The following is a 12,583-nucleotide window of genomic DNA, read 5'->3' on the forward strand; positions in this document are numbered from 1 at the left end:
AGGCGGGGTGGGATCAGCGGGCGCCGGGGCCGGCGGAGCCGGAGCCGGCTCGGCATGCGACACCGGCAGCGTCAGCGCCGCCGCGGTCGCGCCTGCCGCGGCGGCCGCCGCCAGGCCCGCAGCAAGTCGCCTGCGGTGTGAGGAATTCACGTCCGACTGATCCATGGAGAAGAAAATACCGTGTTACGGCCGTGACGCAAGTGTGCGTTGCTTTCAGGAGTGTTTTACCCGAAGATAGCTGCACACTGCGTTTTTCGACGCAGACAGCCCAATGAGCCGTTGCTGGCTAGAAGCACTCCCGACGGAGTGCGGCAACGGCGACGACGCCCGGTCGGCGGGTCTCGACGATCTGTCGCCACACCGCCCGAATTCGTTACCGGGCGCGACGGACCGGGCGCGTCGGATTTCGCGCGCTAGCTACCGTCCAGTAACATCGACGGCGTTCGCTGACTCAGCGCTGAGCCAAGGAGGGTTCGATGCACGTGCTGCTCACCGGTGGCGACACCGACCTCGGCCGCCAGATCGCCGGCGGCTTCCGCGATGCCGGCCACAGCGTGGTCATCGCGGGCGCCCGTCGCGCCGAACTGGAAGTGGCGGCCAAGGAACTCGATGTCGATTTCGTGGTCCTCGACAGCATCGACCCGGCCAGCCTGGAAGCCGCGCGAGGCACGCTCCCCCAGCATCTCGACGGCATCGTCAACATCCCGGCCGCCCGGTGGAACGCCGGCGACCCACGCACGCACTCGCTGGCCGATCGGGCCGCAGCCTGGCGACACGCCCTGGACACGACCGTGCTCTCGGCGGTGCTGACCGTCACGGTGCTCGGCGATCAGCTCAGCTCGGGCGGATCGATCCTGAACGTGGTGCCCGAGAACCCGGCCGAGGGCAGCGCTGACGCCGCGATCAAGGCCGCGCTGTCGAACTGGACCGCCGGGCAGGCCTCGCACTTCGGCATCCGCGGGATCACGATCAACACCATCGCCGCCGGCCGCAGCGCGGAGGCAGGCTACCTCGGCACCGGCCCGGCGGCGGGTTCGACAGCCGACGAGATCACCCGTCTCGCACTGTTTCTCACGACGCCGTCCGCCCGCCACATCACCGGCGAGACGCTGCATGTCAGCCAGGGCGCGTTGGCAAGCTTCGGCTGAGATATTCCGGCGTTCGCCGGGAGCTAAACGGGGCGAATTCTCCGCTTCGATGTGGTTACGTGAGCCACATGACGATTCGACTCGGACTCCAGATCCCGAACTTCTCCTACGGCACAGCCGTTTCCGACATCTTCCCGACGGTCGTCGCGCAGGCGCGCGAGGCGGAACAGGCGGGGTTCGACTCCGTCTTCGTGATGGACCACCTCTACCAGCTGCCCGGTATCGGTGCCCCCGAGGAACCGATGCTGGAGGCGTACACGCTGCTGGGTGCACTGGCGTCGGCGACCGAGAACGTGCAGCTCGGCACACTGGTCACCGGCAACACCTACCGCAACCCGACGCTGCTGGCCAAGGAGATCACCACCCTGGACGTGATCAGCCAGGGGCGCGCCGTGCTGGGCATCGGCACCGGCTGGTTCCAGCTCGAACACGACAGCCTCGGCTATGAGTTCGGCACCTTCACCGACCGGTTCAACAAGCTCGACGAGGCACTCGAGATCATCCTGCCGATGCTCAAGGGCGACCGCGTCACCTACGACGGCCGGTACTACAAGACGCAGGAGGCGTTCGCCAATCCCCGCTTCCGCGACCATATTCCGCTGATGATCGGCGGCAGCGGCGAGAAGAAGACCATCCCCCTGGCCGCCCGCCACTTCGACCACCTCAACATCATCGCCGGCTTCGACGAGCTGCCCCGCAAGGTCTCGGTGGTCAACCAGGCGTGCGAGAAGATCGACCGCGACCCGGCCACACTGGAGACCAGCGTGCTGGCCGTCGCGCTGATCGGCGAGCAGTACACCGCCGACCTCATCCCGGACGATTTCAAGCAACAGGCCGTCTACGGCGCACCCGAGCAGGTGGCCCAGCAGCTCAAGGAGAAGGTGTTCGACGCCGGTGTCGACGGCGTGATCCTGAGCGGCTTCACCGTGGGCGGCTACACCCCCGGCGGCGTGACCGCCGTGGCCGAGGCGCTCAAACCGCTCATTTCGGGGTAACCGGCCCAGGGACAGCGCAGACGCGACAACCCCGGGGTGAACAGTCGGTGCGGTGCGCCATCTCACCGCGCTGGTGGGATGGCCACCGACTACCCTAGGGTTGTACTAACAAAGCACTTCTCTAGGAGCAGAAATGAGCCACCCCGGAGCTACGGCGTCGGATCGGCACAAGGTCGTCATCATCGGGTCGGGATTCGGTGGCCTGAACGCCGCGCAGGCGCTCAAGCGCACCGATGTCGACGTCAAGTTGATCGCGCGCACCACCCATCACCTGTTCCAGCCGCTGCTGTACCAAGTCGCGACCGGCATCATCTCCGAGGGTGAGATCGCCCCGCCGACCCGGCTCATCCTGCGCAAACAGCGCAACGCCCAGGTGCTGCTCGGCGACGTCACCCACGTCGACCTGGCCAACCAGGTGGTGCACTCCGAACTGCTCGGACATGACTACGCCACCCCCTATGACACGCTGATCCTGGCCGCCGGCGCCGGTCAGTCCTACTTCGGCAACGATCACTTCGCCGAATGGGCGCCCGGTATGAAGACCATCGACGATGCCCTGGAGCTGCGCGGTCGCATCCTGGGCGCCTTCGAGCAGGCCGAGCGATCCAGCGACCCGGAACGCCGCAAGAAGCTGCTGACATTCGTCGTCGTCGGCGCCGGCCCCACCGGCGTCGAGATGGCCGGGCAGATCCAGGAGCTCTCGGACCAGACCCTCAAGGGCAGCTTCCGCCACATCGACCCCACCGAAGCGCACGTCATCCTGCTCGACGCCGCCCCCGCGGTGCTGCCGCCGATGGGTGAGAAGCTCGGCCTCAAGGCCAAGGAACGCCTGGAGAAGATGGGCGTCGAGATCCAGCTGAACGCGATGGTGACCGATGTCGACCGCAACGGCATCACCGTCAAGGACAAGGATGGCACCCTGCGCCGCATCGAATCGGCCTGCAAGGTGTGGTCGGCCGGTGTGCAGGCCAGCCCGCTGGGTAAGGATCTGGCGGCGCAGTCCGACACCGAGGTGGATCGCGCCGGCCGCGTGGTGGTCAACCCCGATCTGTCGATCCCCGGACATTCCAACGTGTTCGTCATCGGCGATATGGCGTTCGTGCCGGGCGTGCCGGGTATGGCACAGGGCGCGATCCAGGGTGGCAAGTACGTCGCCGCGATCGTGAAGAACGAGGCGGCCGCCCGGGCACACGGCACCAAGCCGAAGCCGCGGGTGCCCTTCAAGTACTTCGACAAGGGGTCGATGGCGACCGTCTCGAAGTGGAACGCCGTGGCCAAGGTCGGCAAGCTCGAGTTCGGCGGGTTCATCGCCTGGCTCGCCTGGCTCGGCCTGCACCTGATCTACCTGGTCGGCTTCAAGACCAAGATCGCCACCCTGCTGTCCTGGGCCGTGACGTTCCTGAGCAGGCAGCGTGGTCAGCTGACCATCACCGAGCAGCAGGCCTACGCCCGCACCCGGATCGAGGAGCTACAGGAGATCGCGGCGGCCGTGCAGGAGAACGAGAAAGCCGCCAGCTAGAGCCGCTCGCCCTGCCAGGTGGACAACGCGCCACCGGCGGCGAGTTCCAGTACCGTGCCGGCGCCGTCGAAATCGGTCTGCGGATAACGTAATTCGCTGATGCAGGCACGGGGTGCGGTGATCTCGTCATCGGCCACCGAGTCGGTGCCCAGCTCCACCCGGTGCCGCAGCAACGGCGTGCCCACGACATCGGCGTGCAGGGATCCGGTCCAGTAGCCGTCCGGCTCGCCCTGCCTGCCGATCTGGATGCGCTCACGAATCCGCGCCCGCCCGGTGTCGCCCAGGTGCAACCGGGTGAGCGTGAGATGCCGTGAGCTACCGGCGATCACGGTCGGCTCGGGGTCGACGTCCAACGCCCCGTGCACCTGGAAGTCCCACGTGCTGTGCGATTCGGGGGTGGCGACGCTGGGCAGCACCAGGGTGGCCGCGACCGACCGCACCCGCAGCTTGGCCCCGGCCTCGACGATGATCCGGACCGCGATGGTGTCACCGCCGAGTGGGGTGGCCGCGGCCGAGAGCAGATGCACCGTGTCGGTGCCCGTGCGCCGGGCGGTCAATCCGCCGGTGCATTCGATGTGCGGCCCGCGCCCGGGTCGCGCCACCAGCAGGACATCGGAACGCACGATGTCAGCCCGACACCGGAACCTGCAGCTGGTCGCGCACCCACTGCAGCACCGGTCCCGCGGTCGGGTCGTCGGTCAGCGAGATGAGCACGAACGGCCGGTCCCCGCGCACCGCGGTCGAATCGCGGCGCATGACATCGAGGTCCGCCCCGACCATCGGCGCCAGGTCGGTCTTGTTGATCACCAACAGATCCGAGAACGTCACCCCCGGACCGCCCTTGCGCGGCACCTTGTCCCCGCCGGCAACATCGATGACGAAGATCTGGACGTCGATGAGACCGGAGGAGAACGTCGCCGTCAGGTTGTCACCGCCGGACTCGACGAGGATGAGATCCAGCCGCGGGTTCGCCGCGATCAGATCGTCGATCGCGTCCAGGTTCGCGGTGATGTCATCGCGGATCGCGGTGTGCGGGCAGCCGCCGGTCTGCACGGCGGTGATGCGCTCATCGGGCAACACGGCGTGCCGGCGCAGGAAATCGGCGTCCTCGGTGGTGTAGATGTCGTTGGTCAGCACGGCCAACGAGAGTTCGTCGCGCAACTGCCGGCACAGCGCGGCGGTCAACGCGGTCTTGCCCGAGCCGACCGGCCCGCCGATCCCGATGCGCAGCGGCTCCCCCGGCTGCCGGACCCGCTTGGGCCGGTCGTGCTGATGGGTGTGTGGTTCGCCGTCGATCAGGTGTGGTGGCATATCGGTCCTTCGGTAGATGTCGGTCAGGAGGAGAACAGCGGCCGCTCCCGGGCGGCGTGGTGCTCGGCCAGCACGTCGAGCAGGGGGTCGGACAGATCTGCGAGCTCCTTGACCGCCTGCGCGGCGGTCTGCTCGCACAGCGCGGACAGCTCGAAGGTCAGGGCGGCCACGTCGGCGGGATCCAGGGCCAGCAGGCGCTGCGCCGCGGTCGCCGAGCCGGTCATCGTGGTGTAGACGAGCGACAGCGCGGTGTGCTCGGGGGCGATGTCACTGGCGCGGCCCACCACGCCGGCCACCACCGGCAGATGGGGTCTGGCGCCCACCGATTCCCATACCGACGGGCCGGCGTTCGGCGCCCCGAACTGCGGCCACACCCGCTTCGCCAGCCGCAGCAGTCCGCGTCCCTGGGCGCGCGAGGCCGCGCGGGCCGCCGGAGACGGTGTGCGAGCGTCGGTTTCGGCGTCGGCCGATTCGACGGTGAGGCCCCCGGAGTGCACGGCCGCGGCCACCGAGGCGCTCACCAATCCCTGGGTGCCGATCCGGCGGCGCAGGTAGGCCCGCAGGGTGCCGAGGTCACTGACCCGGCCCGTGGTGATCGCCTCCTCGATCCCGCCGGAGTGCACGTGCCCGCCGGTCGGCAGCCGCGAATCGGCAAGGGTGAGCAGGGTGGCCAACTGGTGGGCAGACTGGGTGAACATCAGAACAGGAAATAGCGCTGCGCCATCGGCAGTTCGGCGGCCGGTTGTGCGGTCCACACATCGCCGTCGATGCGGACGGTGAAGGTGTCGGGGTCCACTTCGATGCGTGGCGTGGCATCGTTGAGCGGCATCTGCGCCTTGCCGATGTGCCGAACGTTCTTGACCGGAACCAGCTTTCGCCGGATGTCCAGGCGATCGGCCAGGCCGTCCTCGACCGCGGCGGGCGCGACGAAATGCACCGAGGTGGCCGCCGCGGCCACCGGGGCGGCGCCGAACATCGGCCGCGGCAGCACCGGCTGCGGCGTCGGGATGGACGCGTTGGCGTCCCCCATCGCCGCCCACGCGATCATGCCGCCCTTGAGCACGGCGTGTGGGCGCACACCGAAGAAGGCCGGTTCCCACAGCACCAGATCGGCGAGCTTGCCGACCTCGACCGACCCGATCTCGCCGTCCAGGCCGTGCGCCACCGCCGGGCAGATCGTGTATTTGGCGACGTACCGGCGGGCCCGGTTGTTGTCAGCCGCTCCGTCGCCTTCCAGCGCTCCCCGGCGCTTCTTCATCACGTGGGCGGTCTGCCAGGTGCGCAGCACCACCTCACCGATGCGGCCCATGGCCTGGGCGTCCGAGCCGATCATCGAGATGGCACCGATATCGTGCAGCAGGTCCTCGGCGGCAATGGTCGACGGCCGGATCCGGCTCTCGGCGAAGGCGAGATCCTCGGGAATCCGCGGGTTCAGGTGGTGGCACACCATCAGCATGTCGAGATGTTCGTCGAGGGTGTTGACGGTGTGCGGGCGGGTCGGGTTCGTCGAACTCGGCAGCACGTTGGGGTGTGCGGCGACGGTGATGATGTCGGGTGCGTGCCCGCCGCCGGCGCCTTCGGTGTGATAGGCGTGGATGGACCGGCCCTTGATGGCGGCCAGCGTGTCCTCGACGAAGGCCATCTCGTTGAGGGTGTCGGTGTGGATGTTGGCCTGCACGCCGGCGGCGTCGGCGACGGTGAGGCAGGCGTCGATAGCGGCCGGGGTGGTCCCCCAGTCCTCGTGCAGCTTGAATCCGGCTGCCCCGCCGCGCAGTTGCTCCCACATCGCCTCATGGCTGACGGTGTTGCCCTTGCCGAGCAGCGCGACATTCAGCGGCCAGGAATCCAGCGCCTCCAACATCCGGGCCAGATGCCACGAGCCCGGGGTGACCGTGGTGGCCTTGCTCCCCTCGGCCGGCCCGGTGCCGCCGGCGACGATGGTGGTGATCCCGCCGCCGAGCGCCTCCTCCATGATCTGCGGACAGATGAGGTGGACGTGACAGTCGATGGCGCCCGCGGTCACGATGCGCCCGTTGCCGGCGATGATCTCGGTCGACGGACCGACCACCAGGTCCGGGTGCACCCCCGACATGATCTCGGGGTTGCCCGCCTTGCCGATCGCGACGATGCGGCCGTCGCGGATACCGATGTCGGCCTTGATGATTCCCCAGTGGTCCAGGATCACCGCGCCGGTGATGACGGTGTCGGGCGCCCCGTCGGCCCGGGTCGCCCGGGACTGTCCCATGGATTCGCGCAGCACCTTGCCGCCGCCGAAGACGGCCTCGTCGCCGGCCAGACCGGGTCCGCCGCTGCGGTCCTCGGTGATCTCGATGACCAGATCGGTGTCGGCCAAGCGGATCCGGTCACCGGCGGTGGGACCGAACAGGGCGGCGTAGCGCTCACGGGAGAGGGCGGTCACTGCGGGGCGTCCAATCTTCCGGGCGGGTTCAGCGACAGGCCGTGGACCTCACGGCTGCCGCGCAACGGGACCAGCGACACGGTCTGGGCGATACCGGGTTCGAATCGCACCGCGGTCCCGGCCGGGATGTCGAGGCGGTGCCCGTGCGCCGCGGCGCGGTCGAAGGCCAGGGCGGTGTTGGCCTGCGGCAGATGCACGTGGCTGCCGACCTGGACCGGGCGGTCGCCGCTGTTGACCACCTCCAGGGTCAACCGCGGTGCGCCCTCGTTGAGCTCGATTTCACCCTCGCCGTAGAGGATTTCACCGGGTATCGAGGTCATGGCCGCCTCACGGGATCGGATGGTGGACGGTGACGAGCTTGGTGCCGTCGGGGAATGTCGCCTCGACCTGGACGTCGTGCAGCATCTCGGGGATACCGTCCATCACCTGCTCGCGGGTCAGCACCTCGCGCCCGCTGACCATCAGTTCGGCGACGGTCCGGCCGTCGCGGGCGCCCTCCAGGATGTGATCGGTGATGAGCGCCACCGACTCCGGGTGGTTGAGCTTCAGGCCGCGGTCCTGGCGGCGGCGCGCCAGGTCTGCGGCGTAGGAGATGAGCAGCCGTTCCTGTTCATGCGGCGACAAACGCATAGTGCGCGATCCTGCCACGCTGCCGCGAAATCGGCAGCGCTCAGTCGTCGGCGACGTTCTGCAGCCGGACCTGGCCGCGCGCGACGGTGCGGTCGTCCTCGTCGGTGATGGTGATCAACCACAGCTGCTGGCGTCGCCCGCGGTGGATGGGTGTTGAAACCGCCGTCACGGTGCCGGATTTGATGGCGCGCAGGAAGTCGGTGTTGTTGTTGACCCCCACGACGGTGCCGCCACCGTGCTCGGCCAGCCACACGTGGCCGGACACGCTGGCCAGGCTCTCGACGATGGCGCAGTAGACACCTCCGTGCACGATCCCCCACGGTTGCTTGACCTTGTCGGTGATCACCAAGCGGGCGCGCCCGCCGTCCGGCGTCACCTCCAGATACTGCAGTCCCAGTTCGCTGTCGAAGCCGGCGCCGAGGCCGGGCGGCACGGAAGAAGTCACGAGTCAGTGTCTACACCTCGCGACGCGCAGGCCGGCAGGGCAGTACCCGCCATATGCGGAAGGGCCCCACGCGTGATGCGTGGGGCCCTTCCTTCGAGTGGACCGGGGGTCTCTGCAGCCCTCAGGACTCCGGCTCGGTCCGTTAGCCTCGCATGAACAGGATAGGCAAGGCTGCCCTAATTTAGCAAGGCCTTCCCGGCGGCGTTCCTGCCCGAGCCGCGCACCGGCAGGCCGAACCCGACCAGGGCGTCCAGGATCGCCTGGCCACGGCACATACTCGTCAGCTCGCTGGACCCGGCCAGCAGTGGCACCTGGGTGGACGCACCCACCACGGCGGCACCCACGATGTTCCACATCGCCGCGATCGAGATGGCGCCCTCGCTCACGTCGTGCAACCTGGCGAACAGCGGGGCCAGCGCGCGGTGGCTGCGGTGGGCCACCCAGGTGGTCAGCGCCGCCTCGCTGGGCAGCGCCACGATGCCGTCGCGCCGGGAGCGCACCGAGCCGGCGGTGCAGCGTTGCACCAGCTGCGGGTCGTCGGGAAGCGCACGCAGGGTCGGGTCGACCACACCGACCCAGTCGATCGCGCCTTCGGAATCGACGTGCACCCAGAGGTTCTCCAGCCCGGTGTCCCAGGCGCGTCCCTCCAGCGCGACCAGGGGCACCACCCGCCCGATCACCACGTGCGACAACGTCGCGGCCAGCTGCTGGGCCACCGCGGCCCTGCTGTCGGTCTCGGCGACCGCGGCGTCGAACATGAGGCGCAGCCGGTCGGTGGTGACCACCTCGATGAGCGGCCACCAGCGCCGCCGGGACAGATCGCCCATCACGGCCACGCCATACACCCGCGGGCATTCCGGATACAGCTCGCGCAGTCGGCGGCTGGATTCGTGTAGCGGCAGCGCCCGCCGAATCGACATGCGTGCGATCAGTGGATCGTCGACCACGACCGTCATCAGCACCTCCTTCTGTGGTTAGGTTAGCCTTACTATAGTCACAGTCGGCAACGGGGCCAGTGCCTGTGACTGGACTCACAGGAAACCCGGAAATAGCCTTTGACCGGCACAGGAGGGTCCGCCGCCGAGCGGAGGACGCGGGTCGGTGATTGGATACGACGCACGGTAGTAACCGCGTAGTACGCTGTTTTCATTGCTCAGGGGAGTGAACGAAAGATGGCTAAGTTGACGCGACTCGGCGAACTCGAGCGCGAAGTGATGGACCACCTCTGGACCTCGCGCGAACCGCAGACGGTGCGCCAGGTTCACGAGGCGCTGGCCGCACGCCGCGACCTTGCCTACACCACGATCATGACGGTGCTGCAGCGCCTGGCGAAGAAGAACCTGGTCGTCCAGCACCGCGACGACCGGGCCCACCGCTATGCCCCGACCCACGGCCGCGACGAGCTGGTCGCCGGATTGATGGTGGACGCGCTCGATCAGGCCGCCGACTCCGGTAGTCGCGAGGCGGCCCTGGTGCACTTCGTCGAGCGGGTGGGTGCCGATGAGGCCGCCGCGCTGCGCCGTGCGCTGGCAGAACTGGAAGCCAAGCACATGCCGGTCACACCGACTGGCAATTCCGGTACCGACTGAGAGACACTGACGGCGTGTCCGCGCTGGCCTTCTCCGTCGTCGCGCTGGCGCTCGTCGGTCCGGTGCCCGCCCTGCTGGCACGTGCCTCCTGGCCGCTGCGGGCGCCCCGCGCGGCGATCGTGTTGTGGCAGGCCATCGCGCTGGCCGCGGTCCTCTCGGCGTTTTCCGCCGGCATCGCCATCGCCAGCCGGTTGTTCGTCCCGGGTCCCGACGGACGTCCCACCGCCACCTTGACCAGCGAGATCGCGGTGTTGGGCTGGCCACTGTGGGCGCTGTACGTGGTGGTCTTCGCGCTGACGCTGATGATCGGCGCCCGGCTGATCGTCGCCGTCATCCAGGTCGGCGTCGCCACCCGGCGCCGTCGCGCGCGCCATCGCATGGTGGTCGATCTGGTCGGCAGGTGCCGCGATGAGATCAGCACGCCGGCGCGGCGGCCGGCGGGTCTGCGCATCCTGGACGTGGCGCAGCCGATGGCCTACTGCCTGCCCGGCGTGCGCAGCCGGGTGGTGGTCAGCGAGGGAACCCTGACCTCGCTGTCGGAGAGCGAGATCTCGGCCATCCTCACCCACGAACGCGCCCACCTGCGCGCCCGCCATGACCTGGTGCTGGAGATGTTCACCGCCGTGCACCGCGCCTTCCCGCGCTTCGTCCGCAGCGGCAACGCCCTGGACGCGGTGCGCCTGCTGATCGAACTGCTGGCCGACGATGCCGCCGTGCGGGTCGCCGGCCCCACCCCACTGGCGCGGGCGCTGGTGGCCTGCGCCGGTGGCCGCACCCCCTCCGGTGCGCTGGCCGCCGGCGGTCCGACGACCGTGGTGCGGGTCGAGCGGCTGTGCGGCGAGGGCAATAGTCTTGCCCTGGCGGTGGCCGCCTACACGGCGGCGGCGGCCATCCTGATCGTCCCCACCGTGGCGCTGGCGCTGCCCTGGCTGACCGAACTGCACCGCCTGTTCAGCAGCTAGCGGATTACCCGGCGTCCCGATGGCGATCTGGTCAGGGAAAGATCAGCCAGACACACATCGACGCGAAAGGCTCCCGCATGACCAACTCGGGCAATACCGGTAAGGCACAGATCGGGGTCACCGGCCTCGCGGTCATGGGATCCAATATCGCGCGGAACTTCGCCCGGCACGGTTACACCGTTGCGCTGCACAACCGTTCGATCGCCAAGACCGACGCGCTGCTGGCCGAGCACGGCGCCGACGGCAACTTCATCCGCAGCGAGTCCATCGCCGAGTTCCTCGATGCGCTGGAGAAGCCACGCCGGGTGCTGATCATGGTCAAGGCCGGTGACCCGACCGACGCCGTGATCAACGAGCTCGCCGACGCCATGGAAGAAGGCGACATCATCATCGATGGTGGCAACGCGCTCTACACCGACACCATCCGCCGCGAGAAGGCCATCCGCGAGCGGGGCCTGCACTTCGTCGGCGCCGGCATCTCCGGCGGTGAGGAGGGCGCGCTCAACGGCCCGTCGATCATGCCGGGTGGGCCCGCCGAGTCCTATGTGTCCCTCGGCCCGCTGCTGGAGGAGATCTCCGCGCACGTCGACGGCGTGCCCTGCTGCACCCACATCGGCCCCGACGGCGCCGGGCACTTCGTCAAGATGGTGCACAACGGCATCGAGTACTCCGACATGCAGCTCATCGGCGAGGCCTACCAGCTGCTGCGCGACGGGCTGGGCCTGGCCGCGGCCGATATCGCCGAGGTGTTCGCCGAGTGGAACAAGGGCGATCTGGACAGCTATCTCATCGAGATCACCGCCGAGGTGCTCAAGCAGGTCGACGCCAAGACCGGCACACCGCTGGTCGACCTGATCCTGGACGAGGCCGAGCAGAAGGGCACCGGCCGCTGGACGGTCAAGTCCGCGCTCGATCTCGGCGTCCCGGTCACCGGCATCGCCGAAGCCGTCTTCGCCCGTGCACTGTCGGGCTCGGTCGCCCAGCGCACGGCCACCACGGGCCTGGCATCGGGGGACCTCGGGGAAAAGCCGAGCGACGCAGCGCAGTTCACCGAGGACATCCGCCAGGCCCTGTACGCCTCGAAGATCATCGCCTACGCCCAGGGCTTCAACCAGATCCAGGCGGGCTCGGCCGAATACGGCTGGGACATCACCCCCGGCGACATGGCACGGATCTGGCGCGGCGGCTGCATCATCCGGGCCAAGTTCCTCAACCGGATCACCGATGCGTTCGACAACAACGCCGACCTGCCGACGCTGATCGTGGACCCGTACTTCCGCGACGCCATCGAGGCGGCGATCGACAGCTGGCGCCGCGTCGTGGTCAAGGCCACCGAGCTCGGCATCCCGATCCCCGGGTTCAGCTCGGCGCTGTCCTATTACGACGGTCTGCGCACCGAGCGGCTGCCCGCCGCCCTGACCCAGGGCCTGCGCGACTTCTTCGGCGCACACACCTACGGGCGCATCGACACCGATCGCGACAAGCGGTTCCACACCCTGTGGAGCGGGGACCGCACCGAGGTCGAGGCCTGACTTTCTGCTGGTGAGCAGACGCGTACACCCCTT

14 protein-coding genes are annotated in these 12,583 nt (G+C 68.7%); 6 read left to right on the forward strand and 8 right to left on the reverse strand.

The window, feature by feature from the left end:
* Positions 1-476 precede the first annotated feature (476 nt).
* The 3 genes from BST17_RS20100 to BST17_RS20110 all read left to right on the forward strand — a co-directional run bounded on the left by BST17_RS20100 (position 477) and on the right by BST17_RS20110 (position 3,662).
* A complete protein-coding gene (locus BST17_RS20100; protein WP_083060672.1) occupies positions 477-1,148 on the forward strand; it encodes an SDR family oxidoreductase in 672 nt (223 codons plus the stop codon).
* A gap of 68 nt (positions 1,149-1,216) precedes the next feature.
* A complete protein-coding gene (locus tag BST17_RS20105; protein ID WP_083060673.1) occupies positions 1,217-2,143 on the forward strand; it encodes an LLM class F420-dependent oxidoreductase in 927 nt (308 codons plus the stop codon).
* 133 nt (positions 2,144-2,276) lie between these two features.
* Complete coding sequence (locus BST17_RS20110; protein WP_083060674.1) at positions 2,277-3,662, forward strand: type II NADH:quinone oxidoreductase Ndh; 1,386 nt, start codon at positions 2,277-2,279, stop codon at positions 3,660-3,662.
* On the opposite strand, the gene BST17_RS20115 is transcribed toward BST17_RS20110, so the two are convergent.
* The 8 genes from BST17_RS20115 to BST17_RS20150 form a co-directional block, all read right to left on the reverse strand.
* Positions 3,659-4,285 carry an urease accessory protein UreD gene (locus tag BST17_RS20115; RefSeq protein ID WP_083060675.1) on the reverse strand — a complete coding sequence of 209 codons (627 nt, stop codon included), beginning with the start codon at positions 4,283-4,285 and terminating at the stop codon, positions 3,659-3,661. The genes BST17_RS20110 and BST17_RS20115 overlap by 4 nt on opposite strands.
* 4 nt (positions 4,286-4,289) lie before the next feature.
* Complete coding sequence (gene ureG, locus BST17_RS20120; protein WP_083060676.1) at positions 4,290-4,973, reverse strand: urease accessory protein UreG; 684 nt, start codon at positions 4,971-4,973, stop codon at positions 4,290-4,292.
* A gap of 23 nt (positions 4,974-4,996) precedes the next feature.
* A complete protein-coding gene (locus BST17_RS20125) occupies positions 4,997-5,671 on the reverse strand; it encodes an urease accessory protein UreF (protein ID WP_083060677.1) in 675 nt (224 codons plus the stop codon).
* On the reverse strand, positions 5,671-7,392 hold the full coding sequence (locus tag BST17_RS20130; RefSeq protein ID WP_083060678.1) for an urease subunit alpha: 1,722 nt from the start codon (positions 7,390-7,392) through the stop codon (positions 5,671-5,673). The genes BST17_RS20125 and BST17_RS20130 overlap by 1 nt, the downstream gene beginning before the upstream one ends.
* Complete coding sequence (locus BST17_RS20135; protein WP_083060679.1) at positions 7,389-7,712, reverse strand: urease subunit beta; 324 nt, start codon at positions 7,710-7,712, stop codon at positions 7,389-7,391. Before BST17_RS20135 ends, BST17_RS20130 begins: the two co-directional genes overlap by 4 nt.
* A 7-nt stretch (positions 7,713-7,719) precedes the next feature.
* Complete coding sequence (locus BST17_RS20140) at positions 7,720-8,022, reverse strand: urease subunit gamma (RefSeq protein WP_083060680.1); 303 nt, start codon at positions 8,020-8,022, stop codon at positions 7,720-7,722.
* 40 nt (positions 8,023-8,062) lie between these two features.
* Positions 8,063-8,467, reverse strand: coding sequence for a PaaI family thioesterase (locus tag BST17_RS20145; RefSeq protein ID WP_083060681.1), 405 nt, complete (start codon positions 8,465-8,467; stop codon positions 8,063-8,065).
* A gap of 176 nt (positions 8,468-8,643) precedes the next feature.
* Positions 8,644-9,423, reverse strand: coding sequence for an iron reductase (locus BST17_RS20150; protein WP_083060746.1), 780 nt, complete (start codon positions 9,421-9,423; stop codon positions 8,644-8,646).
* Between the two features lie 216 nt (positions 9,424-9,639).
* Here BST17_RS20150 and BST17_RS20155 point away from each other — a divergent pair, with 216 nt between their 5' ends.
* The 3 genes from BST17_RS20155 to gndA all read left to right on the forward strand — a co-directional run bounded on the left by BST17_RS20155 (position 9,640) and on the right by gndA (position 12,550).
* Positions 9,640-10,056, forward strand: a complete 417-nt coding sequence (locus BST17_RS20155) for a BlaI/MecI/CopY family transcriptional regulator (protein ID WP_083060682.1) — start codon at positions 9,640-9,642, stop codon at positions 10,054-10,056.
* 14 nt (positions 10,057-10,070) lie between these two features.
* Entirely contained in the window at positions 10,071-11,018 is a 948-nt protein-coding gene (locus BST17_RS20160) for a M56 family metallopeptidase (protein WP_083060683.1), read from the forward strand.
* A 77-nt stretch (positions 11,019-11,095) separates the two neighbouring features.
* Entirely contained in the window at positions 11,096-12,550 is a 1,455-nt protein-coding gene (gene gndA / locus BST17_RS20165; protein ID WP_083060684.1) for an NADP-dependent phosphogluconate dehydrogenase, read from the forward strand.
* The last annotated feature ends 33 nt before the right edge of the window (positions 12,551-12,583 follow it).

It is taken from the genome of Mycolicibacterium bacteremicum (assembly GCF_002086115.1).
Classification (GTDB): Bacteria; Actinomycetota; Actinomycetes; order Mycobacteriales; family Mycobacteriaceae; genus Mycobacterium; species Mycobacterium bacteremicum.